Origin of the sequence: Aeromonas sp. s2 (assembly GCF_040907935.1) — a bacterium.
GTDB lineage: Bacteria > Pseudomonadota > Gammaproteobacteria > Enterobacterales > Aeromonadaceae > Aeromonas > Aeromonas dhakensis.
In genome coordinates, this window is sequence record NZ_JBFOCR010000010.1 from 1 (window position 1) to 19,700 (window position 19,700).

General features: G+C 61.8%; 18 protein-coding genes and 2 tRNA genes. 9 read left to right on the forward strand and 11 right to left on the reverse strand.

Translation table 11 applies throughout. The features are described 5' to 3' along the window. Nucleotides 1–101: 101 nt before the first annotated feature. From AB5Y81_RS08390 to rsmC, 5 genes are all read right to left on the reverse strand, one after another. Nucleotides 102–187 (reverse strand) — tRNA-Leu (locus AB5Y81_RS08390). 55 nt (nucleotides 188–242) lie between these two features. Beyond that, nucleotides 243–328 (reverse strand) — tRNA-Leu (locus AB5Y81_RS08395). A gap of 116 nt (nucleotides 329–444) precedes the next feature. Continuing rightward, the gene (glgA, locus tag AB5Y81_RS08400; RefSeq protein ID WP_054543546.1) at nucleotides 445–1,905 is read right to left on the reverse strand and encodes a glycogen synthase GlgA; all 1,461 of its coding nucleotides are present in this window, start codon (nucleotides 1,903–1,905) and stop codon (nucleotides 445–447) included. Further along, the gene (gene glgC / locus AB5Y81_RS08405; RefSeq protein WP_005305468.1) at nucleotides 1,895–3,112 is read right to left on the reverse strand and encodes a glucose-1-phosphate adenylyltransferase; all 1,218 of its coding nucleotides are present in this window, start codon (nucleotides 3,110–3,112) and stop codon (nucleotides 1,895–1,897) included. The genes glgA and glgC overlap by 11 nt, the downstream gene beginning before the upstream one ends. Nucleotides 3,113–3,261: 149 nt before the next feature. After that, nucleotides 3,262–4,290, reverse strand: coding sequence for a 16S rRNA (guanine(1207)-N(2))-methyltransferase RsmC (gene rsmC, locus AB5Y81_RS08410; RefSeq protein WP_279485232.1), 1,029 nt, complete (start codon nucleotides 4,288–4,290; stop codon nucleotides 3,262–3,264). Nucleotides 4,291–4,570: 280 nt separating this feature from the next. On the opposite strand from rsmC, the gene dapA reads away from it, so the two are divergent. The 4 genes from dapA to AB5Y81_RS08430 all read left to right on the forward strand — a co-directional run bounded on the left by dapA (nucleotide 4,571) and on the right by AB5Y81_RS08430 (nucleotide 8,942). Next, complete coding sequence (gene dapA, locus AB5Y81_RS08415; protein WP_005305461.1) at nucleotides 4,571–5,443, forward strand: 4-hydroxy-tetrahydrodipicolinate synthase; 873 nt, start codon at nucleotides 4,571–4,573, stop codon at nucleotides 5,441–5,443. 94 nt (nucleotides 5,444–5,537) lie between these two features. Then, a complete protein-coding gene (locus AB5Y81_RS08420; RefSeq protein ID WP_017778392.1) occupies nucleotides 5,538–7,178 on the forward strand; it encodes a diguanylate cyclase in 1,641 nt (546 codons plus the stop codon). Between the two features lie 4 nt (nucleotides 7,179–7,182). After that, the gene (locus tag AB5Y81_RS08425; protein WP_279485233.1) at nucleotides 7,183–8,286 is read left to right on the forward strand and encodes an EAL and HDOD domain-containing protein; all 1,104 of its coding nucleotides are present in this window, start codon (nucleotides 7,183–7,185) and stop codon (nucleotides 8,284–8,286) included. A 65-nt stretch (nucleotides 8,287–8,351) separates the two neighbouring features. Then, nucleotides 8,352–8,942, forward strand: coding sequence for a beta-phosphoglucomutase family hydrolase (locus tag AB5Y81_RS08430; protein ID WP_279485234.1), 591 nt, complete (start codon nucleotides 8,352–8,354; stop codon nucleotides 8,940–8,942). A 146-nt stretch (nucleotides 8,943–9,088) separates the two neighbouring features. Here AB5Y81_RS08430 and hfq read toward each other — a convergent pair whose 3' ends face one another. Next, on the reverse strand, nucleotides 9,089–9,448 hold the full coding sequence (gene hfq, locus AB5Y81_RS08435; RefSeq protein WP_094697827.1) for an RNA chaperone Hfq: 360 nt from the start codon (nucleotides 9,446–9,448) through the stop codon (nucleotides 9,089–9,091). Between the two features lie 177 nt (nucleotides 9,449–9,625). Here hfq and AB5Y81_RS08440 point away from each other — a divergent pair, with 177 nt between their 5' ends. From AB5Y81_RS08440 to AB5Y81_RS08450, 3 genes are read left to right on the forward strand one after another with little or no spacing between them, the layout of a single operon-like run. After that, nucleotides 9,626–10,906, forward strand: coding sequence for a paraquat-inducible protein A (locus AB5Y81_RS08440; protein ID WP_024943148.1), 1,281 nt, complete (start codon nucleotides 9,626–9,628; stop codon nucleotides 10,904–10,906). Then, the gene (gene pqiB, locus AB5Y81_RS08445; protein ID WP_005305443.1) at nucleotides 10,899–12,545 is read left to right on the forward strand and encodes an intermembrane transport protein PqiB; all 1,647 of its coding nucleotides are present in this window, start codon (nucleotides 10,899–10,901) and stop codon (nucleotides 12,543–12,545) included. The genes AB5Y81_RS08440 and pqiB overlap by 8 nt, the downstream gene beginning before the upstream one ends. Continuing rightward, the gene (locus AB5Y81_RS08450) at nucleotides 12,545–13,114 is read left to right on the forward strand and encodes a membrane integrity-associated transporter subunit PqiC (protein WP_017778389.1); all 570 of its coding nucleotides are present in this window, start codon (nucleotides 12,545–12,547) and stop codon (nucleotides 13,112–13,114) included. The genes pqiB and AB5Y81_RS08450 overlap by 1 nt, the downstream gene beginning before the upstream one ends. Nucleotides 13,115–13,201: 87 nt before the next feature. Here the strand turns inward: AB5Y81_RS08450 and ompA are convergent, their stop codons facing one another. Continuing rightward, a complete protein-coding gene (gene ompA, locus AB5Y81_RS08455) occupies nucleotides 13,202–14,260 on the reverse strand; it encodes a porin OmpA (RefSeq protein ID WP_279485235.1) in 1,059 nt (352 codons plus the stop codon). 232 nt (nucleotides 14,261–14,492) lie between these two features. On the opposite strand from ompA, the gene AB5Y81_RS08460 reads away from it, so the two are divergent. Beyond that, nucleotides 14,493–15,227 carry an ABC transporter substrate-binding protein gene (locus AB5Y81_RS08460; RefSeq protein WP_017782489.1) on the forward strand — a complete coding sequence of 245 codons (735 nt, stop codon included), beginning with the start codon at nucleotides 14,493–14,495 and terminating at the stop codon, nucleotides 15,225–15,227. Between the two features lie 61 nt (nucleotides 15,228–15,288). On the opposite strand, the gene AB5Y81_RS08465 is transcribed toward AB5Y81_RS08460, so the two are convergent. Continuing rightward, entirely contained in the window at nucleotides 15,289–16,305 is a 1,017-nt protein-coding gene (locus tag AB5Y81_RS08465) for an SGNH/GDSL hydrolase family protein (RefSeq protein WP_005305430.1), read from the reverse strand. Between the two features lie 237 nt (nucleotides 16,306–16,542). On the opposite strand from AB5Y81_RS08465, the gene AB5Y81_RS08470 reads away from it, so the two are divergent. Next, the gene (locus tag AB5Y81_RS08470; protein ID WP_005305426.1) at nucleotides 16,543–16,923 is read left to right on the forward strand and encodes a YgiW/YdeI family stress tolerance OB fold protein; all 381 of its coding nucleotides are present in this window, start codon (nucleotides 16,543–16,545) and stop codon (nucleotides 16,921–16,923) included. A 72-nt stretch (nucleotides 16,924–16,995) separates the two neighbouring features. On the opposite strand, the gene mltC is transcribed toward AB5Y81_RS08470, so the two are convergent. The 3 genes from mltC to mutY form a co-directional block, all read right to left on the reverse strand. After that, a complete protein-coding gene (gene mltC / locus AB5Y81_RS08475; protein ID WP_279485236.1) occupies nucleotides 16,996–18,096 on the reverse strand; it encodes a membrane-bound lytic murein transglycosylase MltC in 1,101 nt (366 codons plus the stop codon). 93 nt (nucleotides 18,097–18,189) lie between these two features. Next, on the reverse strand, nucleotides 18,190–18,462 hold the full coding sequence (locus AB5Y81_RS08480; RefSeq protein ID WP_005305420.1) for an oxidative damage protection protein: 273 nt from the start codon (nucleotides 18,460–18,462) through the stop codon (nucleotides 18,190–18,192). An 8-nt stretch (nucleotides 18,463–18,470) separates the two neighbouring features. Continuing rightward, nucleotides 18,471–19,532 carry an A/G-specific adenine glycosylase gene (gene mutY, locus AB5Y81_RS08485; RefSeq protein WP_042006194.1) on the reverse strand — a complete coding sequence of 354 codons (1,062 nt, stop codon included), beginning with the start codon at nucleotides 19,530–19,532 and terminating at the stop codon, nucleotides 18,471–18,473. Nucleotides 19,533–19,700: the final 168 nt, after the last annotated feature.

Sequence of the window (19,700 nt, forward strand, 5' to 3'; positions counted from 1 at the left end):
ACCCGGGGGGCACTAACACCTGAAGCTAGCGCGTCTACCAATTCCGCCACCTTCGCACATCGGGTTATCAGTCTGGATTTACATGCTGTCTGATAAAAGCATGGTGCGAAGAGAGGGACTCGAACCCTCACACCCGGGGGGCACTAACACCTGAAGCTAGCGCGTCTACCAATTCCGCCACCTTCGCACATCGGGTTATCAGTCTGAATTTACATGCCGTCTGATAAGAGCATGTTGCAGTATGGTGCGAAGAGAGGGACTCGAACCCTCACATCCGTGGGACACTAACACCTGAAGCTAGCGCGTCTACCAATTCCGCCACCTTCGCATCACTGCGGTGGGGGATTCTATAGAGTTTTGGGGGGGCGTCAACAGCCAGAAGGTACTTTTTTCGCTGTTGACGCCCAAAGCAGCATCAAGGGGACAAAACTTCAGCAATTAGCGTCATTGGCGAGCCAGAGCGTCCCGATACATCTGCTCGTACTGGATGACCGAATCGGGCCAGTTGAAGCGGGTGTTCATGGCATTGCGCTGAACCCGGGCAAACTGCTCGGGATCCTGCAGGTAATAGAGCAGGCTGCGACGCATGGCATCGAGCAGTATGTTGGCGGTCGGATCGTTGAAGCAGAAGCCGGTCGCATGTGCCGGATCGGCATCCCAGTCCACCACCGTATCCTTCAGACCGCCGACCGCCCTTACCAGCGGCAGGGTACCGTAGGCCAGGCTGTACATCTGGTTGAGGCCGCATGGCTCGAACAGGGAGGGCATCAGGAAGAAGTCGGCGCCGGCCTCCACCAGGTGGGCGAGCCGGTCGTCATAGGTATTGATGAAGGCGAGCCGGTCCGGGAATTGCTGGGCCAGGGTGTGCAGCTGGGTGGCGAGGGAGGGATCACCCGAGCCGACGATCACCACCTGCACCTTGTGATGGAGAAACTTGTCCAGCACCGGCAGCAGCAGATGCACGCCTTTTTGTTCGGTCAGCCGGCACACCATGCCGTAGATGGGCAGGTCCACCACCGGCAGGCCCAGCTCCTGCTGCAGACTCTGCTTGCAGACGCCCTTGCCGGCCAGGTTGTCGACGTCATAGGTGGCCGGCAGAAAGTCGTCAAAGGCCGGATCCCAGTCCTGATAGTCGCAGCCGTTGAGGATGCCACGCAGATCCGCCGCTCGCTGCTGGAAGACGCTGGCCATGCCGTGGGCCCCCAGGTGGGTCAGCAATTCGCTGGCATAGTTGGGGCTGACCGCGTTGATCTTGTCGGCATAGAGCACCCCGCACTTGAGCAGGTTGACGTGGCCGTAGTCATAGCTGATGCGCTGTTCGTAGTCGGCAATCTCGGGCACGGCCCAGAACTGCTGGCGCTCGAACACCCCCTGGAACGCCGCGTTGTGAATGCTGATCACGCTGCGAGTGTGCTGGAAGAAGGGGTTGTGGGAGTGTCGGGTTTTCAGCAGCAGCGGCAGCAGGCCGGTGTGCCAGTCGTTGCAGTGCACTATGTCGGGGGCAAAGGCGAGCTGCTCGCAGGCGTGCAGCGCGGCGGCGGCCAGGAAGGCGAAACGCTCGCCGTTGTCCGGATAGGCCTGGTTGTTTTCGGCATAGAGCTGGGGGCGATCGAAGTACTGCGGGCAATCGAGCAGGTAGACACAGACCCCTTCGAGATCCATCTGATAGATGCGATAGCCGATATCCGGCAGGCCTGGGTGGGTTGGCAACCAGCGCGAGACCAGCAGTTTGGCCTCATCCCGTCGCTTTATCGTCTTGTAGAAGGGGAGCATGATCCTGACATCATGTCCCTTCTGGGCCAGGTACAGCGGCAGGGCTCTGGCCACGTCCGCCAGGCCCCCGGTCTTCACAAGCCCCTCAACTTCCGAGGCAACGAACAGGATTTTCAGTGGGTTAATAGCCAACTCTTGCTCCCTTAGGTACCACGACGATACCGCCTTCGGACACGGTAAATCGCTCTCTGTCATGGTCCAGATTTTCACCGATCACGGTGCCGGGCGCAATTTCAACGTTCTTGTCGATGATGGCGCGGCGGATGGAGCAGCCCTCGCCAATCTTCACGTCACCGAGCAGAACCGACTCGCTGATGTGGCTGCAAGGGCCTATGTTGCAGCGAAAACCCAGGATGGAGCGCTGGATCTGGCTGCCCTGGATGAAGCAGCCGCCGGAGATCAAGGAGTTGGCGATCTTCACCTTGCAGTCGTCGGTGTCGACGAAGGTGGCGGGCGGCAGCGGCGGATAGTGGGTATGCAGCGGCCACTTGCGGTTGTAGAGGGAGAAGGGGGCATCGTCGGCCACTAGGTCCATGTGCGCCTGCCAGTAGGAGTCCAGCGTCCCCACGTCGCGCCAGTAGACGTTGGGCTTCTCGCCCGGGATCACGTTGGTGCTGTAGTCGTAGACATAGACGGGGGCGCGCGGGAACAGGCTGGGGATGATGTCCTTGCCGAAGTCGTGGCTGGAGTTCTCCTCAGCGGCGTCGCGCTTGAGTTCGCGATAGAGCGACTCGGTCTCGAAGATGTAGTTGCCCATGGAGACCAGCGCCTGGGTGGGATCACCGGGGATGTGCTTGGGCCGCTTGGGTTTTTCCTCGAAGCCGATCATCCGGCCCTCCTGATCCACCTCGATCACCCCGAAGGCGCTCGCCTCCTCGATGGGCATGCGCAGGGCGGCGACGGTCAGGGCGGCAGCCTTCTGCTTGTGGAAGCTCACCATCTGGCTCACGTCCATCTTGTAGATGTGGTCGGAGCCGAAGATGCAGACGTGCTCGGGGTCGGAGATCTCGATGAAGCGCAGGTTCTGATAGATGGCGTCGGCCGTGCCGTCATACCAGCGTTTGCCCATCCGCATCTGGGCCGGAATGGGGTCGATAAAGCGATCCGTGATGCCGACGATATTCCAGCCCTTCTTCATGTGCAGATAGAGGGACTGGGACTTGAACTGGGTAAGCACGTAGATGCGCAGGAAGTCGGCGTTGACGAAGTTGTTGAGCACGAAGTCGATCAGTCGGTAGCTGCCACCAAAGGGAACAGAGGGCTTGCTGCGGGTGGTGGTGAGTGGCTGGAGGCGAGTACCTTCGCCGCCCGCCAGGATCATGGTGAGTATGCCTGCCATCGTATTTCTCTCCCTGAATTCATACTATGAAAAGGTTTTCAGCTTGCTACAAAAAAACACCCCTAAAGGGGTGGTTTGAGGTGTGTCAATTACCTTATCAGATCCCGTATGGGGCTCTCTACCTGTTTCCGGTGACTGCTTACACTTATTTACACTTTGCTCAGATAGACCTTGAATTTGGCATCGCTGCTGATCACTTCCGTCCGTTTGAAGTGCGTCTCCAGTATAGGCTGATATCGCAGAAAGGCGTTGGCAACTATGGTGAGGGTGCCTTGCGGCGACAGATGCTCCGGTGCCTTGGCCAGGAAGGTCTCGGTGGCCGCGTAAAAGGTCTTGAGACCGGCGTGGAACGGCGGGTTGGAGACGATGCGGTCAAATTTTTCCTGGATGTTGGAATAGACGTCGGATGCCCGCACCGCGCCCTGCAGGCCGTTGATGGCCAGGGTACGGCGGCTGGATTCCAGCGCCAGCGCATTGATGTCCACCATGGTGACCCTGAGTTCAGGATTGCGCTTGGCCAGCACAGAGCCGATCACCCCGGCGCCGCAACCGAAATCGAGTAGCGTTCCCTGCATGGCCGGCAGGCTGGCCAGCAGCATCTGGCTGCCCAGATCCAGCTCGGATGCACTGAACACGCCGGGCAGGGCCAGCACGGTCAGCTCGGTATCGCCAGCCTGGCACAGGTAGCGGCCAAACCAGGAGTCCAGCTCGAACGGGGCCACCGGTTTGCTCAGTTCGCCGTGATAGAGGGAGCAGCGACGGGCCGAGTCACGTTTGACCGGCTTCTCGCCATAGGGAGCCAGCAGCTTGTCGGCCCCGTTGATGCCGCCGCGGTTCTCGCCGGCGAGGAACAGCTCGGCACCGGCTTCCAGCAGCGGGGTCATCATGGCCAGCAGGTATTGAGCCTCGGCCTTGGCCTTGGGCATCAGCAGCAGCAGGGCATCGAAGCGGGGAGCGCCACCCAGCTGGTGATCGAACAGGATGGCGTCGCCCAGCGCGGCCTGCTGGCTGCGGTAATAGCAGTAATCCGTGGTAAACACGGTGAGGGAGTGGGTCAGGGTTGCCAGCTGGCGCGGATAGTCATCCTCCAGGGCGCCGCACACCAGCAGCCGCTTGCCGACAAAGAGGGCTTGGTTTCGTTCCAGCATCTGGCTGACGGCACTGATCGGGCTGCTCATCGGGTCTCTCCACGCAATTTTGGGCGGCCATTATACATAGCCGCTTTCGCCTTGACATTTATGCCGTGTTCCCGAAATATGCCCAGACACCATTTTTTGAGCAGAGATGACGCAATGCGGTTCAACGGGTTGAAACGAAAGCATAAAAAAAGCCTGACATTCGGGCCTGCCGACGTTCGCGCGTAACCTCTCATCCCTGAGCAGATTCAAACCCCGGTTGCGCACATCGTACCGGGGTTTTTTATTGCCACATTCATGAGTCAACGGAGAAGGAAATTCCATGTTCAAAGGTTCAATCGTCGCCCTGATTACCCCCTTTCGACAGGGCAAGCTGGATGAAGAGGCGTTGGCGCGTCTGGTGGAGTGGCATATCGAACAGGGGACCCACGGCATAGTGCCGGTGGGCACCACGGGCGAGAGTCCGACCCTGACCCACGACGAGCATTGCCGCGTGGTGGAGCTGGTGGTCAAACTGGTGGCTGGCCGCATCCCGGTGATCGCCGGGGCCGGTTCCAACAACCCGGTTGAAGCCATCGAATATACCCGCTATGCCGAGCAGATGGGGGCCGATGCCACCCTGCACGTGGCCGGTTACTACAACCGCCCCAATCAGGAGGGGCTCTATCACCACTTCAAGGCGGTGCACGATGCCACCAGCAAGCCCATCATCGTCTACAACATCCCGCCGCGCGCCATCGTCGACGTGCAGCCGGCGACCCTGGCCCGCCTGGCCGAGCTGCCGCGCATCGCCGGGGTGAAGGATGCGACCGGCGATCTGGCCCGCCCCTGGGTGGAGCGTCAGCTGATCAAGAAGCCGTTCGCCTGGCTCTCCGGCGAAGATGCCACCGCCGTGGCCTACAACATCGGCGGCGGTCAGGGTTGTATCTCGGTGACGGCCAACGTGGCCCCCAGGCTGGTGGCCGAGGTGCAGAACCTGGCGCTGGCCGGCCAGTGGCAAGCTGCGCGTGAACTGCAAGACAAACTCATTCCGCTGCATCAGGCGATGTTTGCCGAGCCGAGCCCGGCCGGTGCCAAGTATGCCGTCTCCCTGCTGGGCTTTTGCAGCGAGGAGTGCCGCCTGCCGGTGATGCCGCTCTCCGAGGCAACGCGTACCCGCATCCGCGAGGCGATGCACGCCTTGAATTTGTTATAAAAAATGGGCTCTGGATCGCGCTTTTGACTGGCCAGTCAATTAAAGTGCAGGCTTTGCCGATATACTCGCTTGGATACAACCAAGGATGGCAGGCATGCAGGAATGGGATCCAGAGCACTTCACCAGCTTTGAACACCTCTGTGAAGTGACACTGGCGGCAATCAGGGAAAAAACCGAAGCCGAACAGATCTATTTGTGGCTGCGCGCCCCCGAGTCGCAGCTCTACAGCTTCCAGCTCGATCAGGGACTGGTCAGCCTGACGGCCGATGCCGTCGCCCCCCTCAAGTTACCGATCCTCTTCATCGAACACGCCCTCGACAAGGGACAACTGATGGTGGAGCCGCTCGCCCAGCACAACGAGCTGTGGGAAACGGTCGAGCCACAGACGGTGCGCCTGCGCGCCTGTTTCCCGCTCAAGCGCCACAAAGGGCTGGAGGCCGTGGTCTACCTGGAGACCCGCCGCCGTATCGATCGCCTGCCCCGGCGCCAGCAACAGGGCATCCAGCTGCTGATGCACTATCTTGCCGCCGAGCTCGAGAGCCGGTTGCTGGCCAGCCAGGTCGATCTGGAGCGGGATCAGCGGCTGCACACCCAGGCCGACCTCATCCGCAGCCAGGCGCTGCAAGGCTCCTTCCTCAGCATGCTGCAGGCGCTGCACCAGGTGGGAGTCAAGCTGGCGCGTTGTGACAGTGAACACCAGCTGCTGCACGATGCGGTGGCGCTGGCTCGTCAGGAGCTGCAGTTCGACCGCATCGCCATCTTCCTGGTGGATGCCGAGTTCAAGACCATGCACGGCACCTGGGGCACCAACGAGGTGGGCGAGTTGATCGACGAGCACCACTTCATCAGCCCGATCCCTGATCACCCCACGGTGCAGGAGGCGCTGCGCCGCAAGGATTATGTGCTGGTGCTGGAGGATGCGCCGCTCTACTACGAAAAGCAGGAGGTGGGGCGTGGCTGGAATGCCATGGTCTCGCTGTGGGACGGGACCACCCCCATCGGCTGGATCGCCGCCGACAACCTGCTGTGGCGCCGGCCGCTCAAGGCTTATCAGAGCGAGATCTTCAAGCAGTATGCCGCCATGCTCTCCCAGTTGCTGATCCGCCAGCGTACCCAGGCGGCGCTTGAACGTTTCAACCGCGAGCTGGAGCAGCGGGTCAGCGAGCGCACCATGCAGCTGGCGGAGAGCAACCGGGCGCTGGCTGAGGCCAACAAACGGCTCTCCATGCTGTCGCTGGAAGATCCCCTCACCGGCATCGCCAACCGCCGCCAGTGGGATCTCACCATGCAGCGGGAGTGGGAGTGGGCGCGCCGGCACCAGAGTCTGCTGGCGGTGCTGATGATCGATGTGGACGAGTTCAAGTCCTACAACGATCACTTCGGCCATGCCAAGGGGGATCAGTGTCTGCAGCAGGTGGCCGCCCTGCTGCAGGATGCGGAACGGCGGCGTACCAACCTGGTGGCGCGTTACGGCGGCGAAGAGTTCGTGATCCTGCTGTGCGGCCCGCAGCCCGGTGAGGCAGAGCGGCTGGCGGAACAGATTCACCAGGGGCTCAGTGAATTAAAAATCCCGCATCCGGCCTCCCGAGTTGCTGATTTCATTACGGTTAGCATAGGCTTTAGCTATCTGGTTCCCTCGCTGGATGGAACATGGCAGAGCCTGACCGAACAGGCCGATCAGGCGCTCTATCATGCCAAATCGCAGGGGAGGGCGTGTACGCTAGCCTATCGGTGAGCCCATGTTGTTACGTCGTTATCCCATCTTCAACCGTCGTCTCGCTCTCGTGGCCTATGGCATTGACTATCAGCTTGCCGACCCTGCCGAATGGCCCCTGCTGGCCGCCCAGTGCCGGTTGCTGGCACAGGGGCGCCAATATCTGCTGCCTTTCACCCACGAACAGCTCGATGAGCTGCGCCCCCTGCTGTTCGATCAGGACACCATTCCACTGATAGAGGCTTCGGCCGAACGGTTGCCCACCTCTTTTCCCGTATTGGAGCAGTGGCGCGACTACCGGCGCCGGCTGGCGGTGCACGGTGCCCAGCGCGAGCAGCGCTGGCTCAGCGCCTCCCGTCTGCTGGTGTTCTGGATGGGGGAGGAGGGGATCCGTCAGCCGACCGAGCACAAGCGGATGGCCCTCGGCATCGAGAGCTGGGGAGATTTTCTGCCGCTCAAGGAGGCAGGGGTCGACTTCTTCGCCGGCGGCTTCCTGGCGCGCCCCGAGCTGGTCAACCAGCGCGCCGCCCAGCCGGACATGAAGCTGGTGCAGGAGATACTGCAGCTCATCTGCCACGAGGAGTTCTCCTTCGCCCGGGTGGCGACCCTGTTGCAGCAGGATGCCTGGCTGCCGGGGCAGCTGTTGAGCTACGTCAACGCCCCCGGTTTCGATCACGCCAGCCCCATCGTTTCGGTTAACCGGGCGCTCTCTTATCTGGGAGAGCAGGAGATCCGCAAGTTCGTGCTCATCTACGGGTTGGCCAGGGTCAGTCAGCACATTCCGGAGGCCTGCACCCGCATGGCCATCGCCCGCGGCCGCTTCTGCGAGTTGATCGCCCTGAGCGCGCTCGGCAAGTCCGCCGCCAGCTGGGCCTTCCTGGTGGGGTTGGTGCTGGACGGCTCGTTGCTCTCCGAACAGCTCAAGGCCCATCTGCCCAAGGACGTGAAGCGAGCGCTGGAGTCCCGCGAGGGGCCGCTGTTTCATCTGTTTCAGCTGGTGAAGTGCTATGAACAGGGCAACTGGCCACTGCTGGCACAGCTGGCGCCGAACTATCAGCTGGATCCCGCCAAGCTGACTCCCATCTATTTTCAGGCACAAATGTGGGGGCAAGCGTTTCTCGCCACCTAGGCCGTGGCGAGATAGAGGGGCTCTGGCTAGAATGGGGGCCCTTTTTCAGACACGGATCCCGCACCATGACCCTCTCCGGCTTTCAAGGCCTGGTATTCGACCTCGACGGCACCCTGGTGGACTCCATGCCGCTGCACCTCGCCGCCTGGGCGCACACGGCCCGGGAGTTTGGCTTTCACTTCGATCCCGACTGGTTCTATGAACTGGGTGGCATGCCGAGCCGTAAGATAGCCCTGCTGGTGGCCGAGCAGCAGCAGATCGCGCTGGATCCGCTCATCGTGACCCGTTGCAAGACCGAGCACTACGTGGCCAACCTGCACAAGGCAACCGTCTTCCCGGCCATGCAGACACTGATCGAGCGTTATCATGGTCGCATCCCCATGGGGATCGGCACCGGCTCACCGCGGGTCAACGCCGCCGCCGTGCTGCGCAATACCGGGCTGGATCGCTACTTCTCCGTGGTGGTGACGGCCGATGATGTCGAGTTGCACAAACCCCACCCGGATACCTTCCTGCTGGTGGCCAGCAAGCTGGGGGTCGATCCGGCGGGTTGTCTGGTGTTCGAGGACACGGGGATTGGCGTACAGGCCGGTCAGGCTGCGGGGATGCAGACCTGCATGGTCAGGGAGGGCAAACCGGTCGGCTTGCAGTATTGAACCTGCCGCATTGAATCTGGACAGAGAGCGCCGGCACTGGCGCTGAGGTAGAAAGTCCATTCCCATACGGGACTGTCATGACAAATGGGAATGGACTCGGTCACCCTCTGACGCAGCGATGGTCGCGGGGTGACATGGGCATGGCCTTACTGGCCGCTGTTGCCGCCCTGATTGTCGTCGTAACGACCGGGTGCGCCGTGGGGGCGCGGCGCCATGGAGACGCGAGGCTTGCGAGCACGCTGGATATTGACCTGCGGCCGGCCGGAGTGCATGGCGATGGTGGAGATCTTGGCCTTGTAGACCAACTGCTGGTTGCCATGGGCATCGGTCAGCAGCACGCTGTACTGGTCGAAACCGCTGATGGTCCCCTCCAGCTTGATGCCGCTCACCAGGAAGATGGCGACCTGACTGCGGTTTTTGCGCAACCAGTTGAGGGCAGAATCTTGCCCGTTCCCGAGGGAGAAGGCTTGCTCGATCGTGGAGTAGCTTGGGGATTCAGTTGTCATAAATTATTGTCCCGCGGAAAAAAAGTGGCGTTTGATTGTGCTAAATGGTCACTTGCTTGTCAAAGTCATTCTCACGCCCGGTCGGGGTGGTGCAATGAGAGGGCTGGTCGGCACGGGCCGCTGCTGTAATAATTGGCGGTTCTGGCCCCGTGGCGGGCCTCATGCTGGGGTTTCATCTTGCATCCGGTTTCACACCAACATCAACCCACCTATACCCATGACGCCACCGCGTGCGAAGAGTGCGACCTGCTGGTGCCGGCCACCACGCTGGCCGTGGGGGAGGCGAGCAGCTGTCCGCGCTGCGGCCATACCCTGAGCCGCCATCTGCCGGAGCAGGAGCGCAGGCCCATCGCCTACGGCTTTGCGGCCATCATCATGTTCGTGCTCTCCAACGCCTTTACCTTCATGTCCTTCTCCGCCAAGGGGGTGGGGCAGGAGATGACCTTCCTGCAGTGCATCACCACCCTGGTGGATCAGGGCTACCTGTTCCTCGGGGCCGTGCTGAGCCTGACCCTCATCGGCCTGCCACTGGTCTACATGGGCTCCATCATGCTGGTGCTGTGGCGGGTCGACAAGGATCTGCACAGCAATGCCCTGCGCTCTCTCGGTCGGCTGCTGTGCCGGATCAAGCCCTGGCTGATGGTGGATGTCTTCCTCATCGGGGTGCTCATCTCCCTGGTCAAACTGATGGGGATGGCCGACATCAAGATGGGGTTGTCGTTCTGGGCCTTCGTCGGCTACACCCTGCTGCTGATCAAGATGATCTCGTCGCTGGATAGGATGTGGCTGTGGCAGCGGCTGTTCGGGCCGAGCGAGCCGCATGGCGTGACGGTGGATGACGACGAGGCCAGCGCCATGAGCGCCGGCTTGGTGGGTTGCCACATCTGCGGCGCCCTGAGCGAAGCCGGTGCCGACAGCTGCAAACGCTGCGGCGAGCATCTGCACAGCCGCAAGCCGGGCGGACTGAACCGTACCTGGGCGCTGCTCTTTACCTCCATCATCCTCTACGTGCCGGCCAACCTTTATCCCATCATGGATACCGTCTTCCTCGGGGATGACAGCCCCTCCACCATTCTGGGCGGGGTGCTGGTGCTGTGGGCCATGGGCTCCTACCCCATCGCGGCGGTGATCTTCTTCGCCAGCGTGGTAGTGCCGCTGGTGAAGATCCTGGCGCTGTTGTGGCTCTGTTACATGGTGCAGCGCGGGCAGGGCACCTCGCCGCTCGGCAAGCTCAAGCTCTATCGCATGACTGAATTTGTGGGGCGCTGGTCGATGATCGACGTCTTCGTGGTGGCCATCCTGGCGGGTCTGATCCGGCTCGACAACCTGATGACCATCTATCCGGGCCCTGCGGCCGTCGCTTTTGCAGGTGTGGTGCTGGTGACCATGGTGGCAGCCATGAGTTTCGATTCCCGCCTGATCTGGGATTTACAACAAGGAGAACGCGAACGTGAGTGAGCGTAAGAAGAGGTGGAAACCCGGCTCGGACTTTCTGAGCTCGGCCGCCGCAATCTGGATGGTGCCGCTGCTGGCGCTGTTCATCGGGATCTGGATGCTGTTCCAGCACTGGTATTCGCAAGGTCCCAGCTTCACCCTGACGGTGGCAACGGCCGAAGGCATAGTGGCGGGCAAGACAATGATCCGCTCCCGCGAGGTGGAGGTGGGTCGCATCGAGGCGGTGGAGCTCAGCGATGACTACAGCCACGCGGTGCTGAAGGCCCGCCTGACCAATGCCGCCGCCGGCATGCTCAAGAAGGACAGCCAGTTCTGGGTGGTCAAGCCGCGGGTGGGACGTGAAGGGGTGTCGGGCCTCGGCACCCTGCTCTCCGGCGCCTACATCGAGCTGGCCCCCGGCAAGAAGGGCAAGGCGCGCGACGAGTACGCCATGCTGGACAAGCCGCCGCTGGCCTCGCAGGACGCCAAGGGGCTGCGACTATCGCTGAGCAGCCGGGATACCCGGGCGCTCGGGGTGGGTTCGCCCATCAACTACCAGGGCTTCACCATAGGCCAGGTGGAAGAGGCGAAGTTCCTGCCCGAGAAGAGCGAGATGCAGTACCAGATCTTCATCAATGCCCCCTATGACGTGCTGGTGAGCAGCAACTCTCGCTTCTGGATGACCCCGGGCTTTGAGGTCTCCATGAGCAGCGAGGGGATGAAGGTGAAGATGGATTCGCTGGAGAGCCTGCTGGACGGCGGCATCACCATGGGGCTGCCCCCTGGCTGGGCACCCGGTGAGCCGGTCAAGCAGATGGACGACTTCACCCTGTTCCAGGATCAGGCCAGCGTGCTGGCCGGTAGCCTGGATCAGTTCATCGACTACGTGTTCCTGTTCGAGGACAGCGTCGGTGGCCTGCACCCGGGCGCGGCGGTGGAGTATCGCGGCATCCGGGTCGGTACCGTCATCTCGGCGCCCTATCTCATCGACGAGAAAGGGGTGCAGATGTTCCAGAGCCGGCAGATCCCGGTACTGGCGCGGATCGAGGTGCAGCGTCTCTCCCACCGCTATGCCAACGCGGAGAAGGAGCAGTGGCGCGCCCTGTTCGGCAAGCAGTTCAAGGAGGGGTTGCGGGCGACGCTCAAGACCTCCAGCCTGCTGACCGGGGGCAAGGTGGTGGATCTGAACTTCTACCCCGATGCGCCCAAGTTCCAGCCCACCAAGCTGGCGGGCTATCAGGTATTCCCGACCGTGCAGGCAGGGCTGGATCAGATCGAACGCAAGGTGAACCAGATCCTCGACAAGTTCGTCGACATGGACACCGCCCAGACCCTGAACCAGGTCAACCACACCCTGGCGACCCTGGATCAGACCCTGAAGAACGTCAGTGCGCTGAGTGCCAACCTGAACAAGTTCACCGGTCAGAGCGCGACCCAGCAGTTGCCGGCGTCCCTCAACGACAGCCTGAAACAGCTGCAGAGCACGCTGCAGGAGTATGATGCCAACTCCCAGACCAACCAGGATCTGCGGCAGTCGGTGCAGTCGCTCAACCAGCTGATGCGCGAGTTGCAGCCGTTGGTACATTCGCTCAACGAGCAGCCGAGCTCGTTGATTTTCGATCGGGCTCGTCCCCGTGATCCCGAGCCCAAGCGAGGTCAATGATGAAGAAACGGATGATGACGCTGGCCTTGCTGGGCCTGCTGGCGGGTTGCAGCGCGGCACCGACGCAGCTGCACTACTACTCCCTCGACGCCGAGGCGCAGCAACCGGCTGCCGTGGTGGCGCAGCCGCAGCATCAGCTGGTGCTCAAACCTGTCTCTCTGTCCGGCCAGCTGGATCGGATGAGCTTGGTCTATCAGCTGGAGGGCAAGGAGCTGCACTTCGCCGAATACCATCGCTGGGCGGGGTCGCTGGATGCCCAGCTCGATCAGCTGACCCTGAACGGCCTCTCCAGCCGCTTGCCGGGCTGGGTGGTGCGGCAGGATGGCGCCCGCAAGGGGCCGGTGCTGACCATCTCGGTGGAGCGCTTCCAGGGCCGCCACGACGGTCGCGCCGTGCTGAGCGGCCGCTGGCGCCTGCTGACCGAAGAGGGCTCTGTCCTGCGTGACGTCCCCTTCCAGCAGGTGCGGGTGCTGCCTGCCGATGGCTACGGCACTCTGGTGAGCGAGCTGGGGGCTGGCTGGCAGCAACTGCTCGACCAGATTGCGGCCGAGGTGCGCAAGGGCGCCTGACGACATGTCGATGCACCGACTCAAAATGAAACGGGAGGCCTTGGCCTCCCGTTTTTTTGTATTGGGGTGGTTACCCACCGGCGAGGATCACTGCTGCACTTCGGAGATCCCTTCGACCTTGACCTCGACCCGGCGATCCGGGGCCAGGCAGACGATCAGCTCGCGCTTGGACTTGCTGGTGCAACTGTCGCCGGTGACCGGATTGCCCTTGCCGCGCCCTTCCACGTTGACCTTGTCTGCCGGCAGACCCTTGCCGACCAGGTAGTCGGCGACGGTCCGGGCACGCTGCTCGGAGAGCTTCTGGTTGTAGGCATCGGAACCGATGCGGTCGGTGTAGCCGATCACGGTGGCGACACCATCCTTGGGTCTGGCCTGCTCGATCTGGCTGTAGAGGTTATCCAGCGCCTGACCACCGGCCGGCTTGAGGGTCGCCTTGTTGAAGTCGAACAGCACGTCCGAGCTCAGGGTGAACTGCTTGTCGACCATCACGGGTTCGGGGGCCGGAGCCGGCATCGGCGCCGCCACCACGGGGGCGACCTGGCCGAAGCGATAGACCACGGCGACCGCCAGCAGGCCGTTGTCGAGTTCGGCCCCGGTCTTGTCGAGCGAGTTGTCGCCGAGCGGGGTGGTGTATTGGTACTCGAGGCGGGCGGCCCAGTCACGGTTGAAGGCGTATTCGGCGCCCAGGGCACCGACGAAGGCGGCGCCGTTGTCATTGTCGAACTGCTTGCTGTCGGTCCAGGCGTAAGCGCCACCGAGGCGGGTATAGAGATCCAGGCTGTCACTGACCGGCATGCCGATCTTCATGGAGAGCTGGGCCAGCTGGGCTTTTATCTCGTCCCGGCCGATGTCGGTGGGGTCCAGATTGTCGGTCGCAGTGTATTTGTACTTGCCGAGCCAGTCGTAACCCAGTTCGAAGCCCAGGTTCTGGTTGACCTGATAGCCGAGGAAGGCGCCGGCGCCGACATCGTTCTTGTCCTCTTCGCTGATGGCGTAGTTGTCCTTGATATCCTGGTTGTGATCGACGCCATAGAAGTTGGACCAACCCAGCTTGGCACCGCCATACCAGGTGTTGTCCTGTCCGGCTGCCTGGGCGTTGGCCGCAAGCAAGCCTGAAACCAGCAAGGTAATCAGTGTTTTATTCATGTTGAGCCTCTGCAATTTCATATTGTTGAGGGGAGGTTGACGGGGTCGCCTCTCCTTATGGGTCGGGCTTATAGCACAGCCACAACAGAGTAAGGGTAGTCGCTTTCCCCGGGTTCTCAAGCAACTGATATAAAACATAATGTGATTTTCATCGCCGCAATTTGCCGCCGTGATTTGCGCTCTGCCGAGGGGGCGCAATAGTTAATCGAGGCGGGTCTGCAGCGAGGTGAGCATGAACATCAGGTGGATATGGCTGTGCTGGGCGTTATGGCTGGTGCCGGGCTGGGCGGCCGAGACCCTGCAGGTGGTGACCGAAGACTATGCCCCCTACAACTATCTGGAAGAGGCCGAGGTCAAGGGGCTGGGCACCGAGGTGGTGGAGGCCATGCTGGAAGAGGCCGGCTTCGAATACAGTCTGGACATCTACCCCTGGGCGCGGGCCATCTCGTTGGCGCGCAGCCGTCCCAACGTGCTCATCTACAGCATCAGCCGCTTCCCCGAGCGCGAGGCGCAGTTCCAGTGGATCGGGGTGATAGCGCGTATCGACTTCCATGTGTTCGCCCTGGCCAAGCGCGACGATATCAAGCCCTTTAGCCAGCTGTCACAGGCGCGAGCCTGGTCCATCGGCACGGTGCGCAACGACGCGCTGGAGCAGTACCTCATCAGCCGCAATTTTTCCAATCTGCAGCGCAACAACAACCATGAAGCCAATCTGCTCAAACTGTTGATGGGGCGCATCGATCTCTGGCCGGTGTCGCAGGAGACGGCCTACTACTATGCGCGCCAGGCGGGCTATGGGCCGTCCACCCTCAAGATAGTGCACGACATCGAGGATTTTACCGGGGGGGATCTCTACGTGGCGGCGAGTCTGAAAACCTCGCCCGAGGTGGTCAAGCGGCTGCAGGAGGCACTGGCCACCATCAAGCAGAACGGCATCTACGACGGCATCGTGAAGCGCTACCGCTGAGCCGTGCCAGCCTGTAAGGGCTGCGCAACAAAAAGGGCCGACTGTCGTCGGCCCTTTGTCATCAATGGGCGAGGAACTCGTACTGAGCCTCGATGAAGGCACCGGCCCGCTCGCTCAGGGCGGCGTGCACGACAGTGGTGGGGTGAACCTGATCCCAGAACATCTTGCCTTCGCAGTCGAGGGTGCTGGCGCTGCGACGCACCATGGGGCTGGCCACGGCCTGGGCCAGCAGCGGGTTGCCGGCGATGGCGAGGCGTTCCTGCGGGTTGAAGGCGGAGAGGCTGCTGTCGCTGGCGACACTGGTGGCACTGCGGGAGGCAAACGGCTTCCACACATAGCCACCGCCGTAGCAGGCGTTCTCGGTGTCGCTCAGGCCGAAGTTCTGCGGCTCGCGCAGCATCTCGGCGAACTGCTTGTCGATCTCGAACAGCTTGACTATGCCGGTGGGGGCCAGCTGGCGTGCCAGGTTCAGCAGCAGCTGGTTGTGGTAGGCGGAGACATGGCTGGCCGCCTCGACCACCTTCTGGCTGCGGGCCGAGGGGTTCTGACCCAGATCCGGCAGGTTGAACAGCAGAATCTGCTTGGCGCCGTTCAATACCATGCGGTTGGCCGCATCGCTGATGGCGTCGCGCACCCGCTTGGCATCCTGCTCGGTGTTCCAGCCATAGGCCAGGTAATCGTTGGCACCGACCCAGAGGATCACCAGATCATCGGGTTTGAAGCTGTCTTTTTGGAGGAACTGGGTTACCTCGTAATCCAGGTTGTTGATGACCTGATACTTGGGATTCCAGGAGATCTTGTTGTAGGCCACCGCGGTGGCGCCCCCCTCCGCCTCGTTGGCGATGGTCAGCCCCGGGAACTGCCGGGTCAGCTGCTCCAGCCAGACCGGCCCGTTGGAGAAGCGGCCCTGATAGTAGGGAGGGCTGGAGGGGAGATAACCGCGCATCTTGCTGTACATCTTGCCGGTGTCGGAGAGGCTGTCGCCAAACATCACGATCCGGGAGAAGGCGGGACGACTGTCGGCTGCCTGAACTGTCAGCGCGAAGAGTCCCAATAAACACACAAACCATTTCTTCATCTTGTTGTTCTCATTGATTGGAAGCAGGTGGTGCCTGCAGGCTGTTCCTCGATAGGCAAAGGTGCTGGGAAGCTGTTTTGCCATCTTGCAGGGTATAAGGCCGAATTTTATTTCGCAGCAGTGCGGGCTGATTAAATCGATTACGGTCACATCCCCTTCACCCAGATGGGGAGGCTTCACGTTTGTTTCACGCCCCGGCAGGCAGACTGCACCCGTACCCAATGACAGGAGCATGAAATGAACAAGGCAAGCGTAATCGGTCTGTTGACCCTGATGTCCATCTCTTCTTTCGCCATGGCGGCATATACCGGCCCGCAGGAGCAGAACAAGGTGTCCGTCGCGCAGTTGAAGGATCTGGCCGATGACAGCTGGGCCACCCTGGAAGGGAAGCTGGTCAAGCACCTGGGCGGCGAGAACTATCTGTTCCGCGACGCCAGTGGCGAGGTGGAGGTGGAAGTGGATCAGGATGTGTGGCGTGGCACCGAAGTGGGCCCGGACGATCTGATCCGCATCCGTGGCGAGGTGGACCACAGCTGGAACAAGACCGAAGTGGAGGTGGAGAAGCTGGAGAAGGTAGGTGCAGCCCCGCAGAGCAAGGGTGGTTTCATCGCCAAATAAGAGCTGACTCCGCACGCCAGACGTAACAAGGGCGCCTCCATGAGGCGCCCTTTTGCATATCGTATCCCGGCGTCAGCCGGTGCGGGCCAGCGTGCGCTTGAACCCCTTCTCGGCTTGGTTGACCTTGTAGAGATAGCGGCGGGCTTCCGCCTTGGGGTGCTGCTCGGTCAGGATCTGGTAGACCGCCTCGGGCGAGAGCTGGTTGATCATGCCGGGCGCCGCCTTGCGGTCGCTGGAGAAGGTATTGAGCACCCCGCCGGCACCGCCGTTGTAGGCCGAGATGACGGCGTAGCGACGCGAGCGCGGATCCTGGATATCCACCAGATAGACGGTCTGCAGCAGGTGCAGGTAGGCGGTTCCGACGTCGATGTTGTAGGCCGGGTTGAACAGGTCCTCCCGGGTCGGCTGGCCGCTCTTGCCCTTGACCCGCACGTAGACGTCCCGCCCGGCGGTGGCCGGGATCACCTGCATCAGGCCGTAGGCGTTGGCATGGCTGACCGCATAGGGGTTGAAGCTGCTCTCGGTCTTGATCACCGCGTAGATCAGGCTCTCCGCCACCCCGTACTTGCGGGAGGCTTCCCGGATCAGGCTGGCGTACTTGTAGCCCCGTCGATCCTCGTGGTTGGCCACCATGGGGATGTCGACGAAGAAGATGGTGCGAATGCCGAGGGTGCGCTTCTTCATCGCCGTGTTGAGCAGGTAGTCGGCATAGCGCTCGGCGCGCCAGTCGAAGCGGATCGGCTGGCTCTGGTTGTCCAGCACCTGGCCGTAGAGGAAGGGCTCGCCGCCGGGCAGGATCTCGGCGTCGGAGTAAAGATCCACTTCCGCCGGATCGTCCGGGGTAAGCAGGGTCTCGATGATGGCGCGGCGCAGGTGGGAGCGCGGGTCGATGCCGGAGACGGTCTCGACCATGATGTGGCCGCTGGAGAAGTCGATGTGGGCCCGGCTCTTGTACTGATCCGTGTATTTGACGTAGTCAAACTTGCCCGCAAACAGCGCCTCACGCCCCCAAATCTCGTTCACGTTGTGGGAGAGCGCGCTGATCATGTGTTCGAAACCGCGGATGTCCTTGCCGTTGACGAGATCGTCATCCTCGTTGCCATTGGGCTTGGGGGAGGATGAGCAGGCAGAGAGAAACAGCAGGGTGCACAGCAGCCAGAAAATTCGGCCCATAGAGTCCTCAAACTGGGCGGCGGGCCGCCCGTCACTTCCGTCGTTGCCGTGAGTCGACGGGGCCGACCTGCGCAGGCCGGCCCCGTTCACAGGTTATTTGCTGGGCGGGGTATAACCGTCGATGGCCACTTCACCCGCTTCGAACAGGTAGTTCACCATCTCTTTCTCCAGCAGCTGGCGATGCTCGAGGTTCATCATGTTCAACTTCTTCTCGTTGATCAGCATCACCTGCTTCTTCTGCCACTCAGTCCAGGCTTCCTTGCTGATGTTGTCAAAAATGCGCTTGCCGAGTTCACCGGGGTAGAGCTGGAAATCGAGACCCGGGCCCTCTTTTTTCAGGCGCTGGCAAAATACGGTACGGCTCATGTTGACCTCTATGGTTGTAAGTCCGGATAGGCGAGCAGACGGGCCGTGGCGGCCGCCAGACCCACCTCTGCAGGATGGCGTAAGTTATACCAGAGTCGGTTATCCGCTTCCATGAGCAGGGGGGCCGGCGGCGCGTCGGTTTCGATCAGCATGGGCCGGATGTCGAGGTGAAAGTGGCTGAAAGTATGGCGAAAACCGGCCAGTTCGCGGGGTTCGCTGCCGGTCAGGCCGAGCCGCTGCAACAGCCCAGCCACCTCGGCGTCCGACTCCACCTGGGGGAAGCAGTAGAGCCCGCCCCAGATCCCCTGCGGCGGCCGCTTCTCCAGCAGCAGCTGATCGCCGTGGCGGATGAGCAGCATGATGCCGGTACGGGCCGGGATGCTCTTCTTGGGCTTGCTGTTGGGGTAGGCGGTGGGGTTGCCCTGCGACAGCCCCTGGCAATCCTCCCGCACCGGGCAGCGCTCGCAAGCGGGCTTGCTGCGGGTGCAGACGGTGGCCCCCATGTCCATCATGGCCTGGTTGTAGTGGGCCACCCCGAGCTTGGGGGTGAGGCGGATGGCCAGCTCCCACAGATCGTTTTCTACCTGCTTCTGGCCGGGCCAGCCGGGCAGGGCCAGCCAGCGGGTGAGTACCCGCTTCACGTTGCCATCCAGGATGGCGTGGGGCTGGCCAAGGGAGAGGGAGAGTACGGCGCCCGCGGTGGAGCGGCCGATCCCCGGCAGCGCCATCACCTCCTCCAGCCGCTCCGGGAAGAGGCCGCCATGGAGGTCGCGGATCTGCTGGGCCGCCTTGTGCAGGTTGCGGGCGCGGGCGTAATAGCCGAGCCCGGTCCAGTGGTGCAACACCTCGTCGATGGGGGCGTCGGCCAGTGCCAGCACGTCAGGAAAGCGGGCCATGAAGCGCTGATAGTAGGGAATGACCGTAGCGACCTGGGTCTGCTGCAGCATGATTTCCGAGACCCAGACCCGGTAGGGGGTCTTCTCCTGTTGCCAGGGCAGGGTCTTGCGACCGTGGAGCTGATACCAGTCCAGGATCCTGGTGGCGAAGGTCGCGTTATCTGAGTTGTTCACATTATGCTCATATTATTGATTTAAAACTAAATTGACTAACGTGTAGCGGTCTTGGCGCTGATACCAGTGCAACGCCCGGTTGGCGAAGGTGGTGTTGTTCGGATTGCTCACGTTGTTCTCATGTCATTGATTAAAAAGGGGAGCTCTCAGGCTCCCTCTTGAAATGGC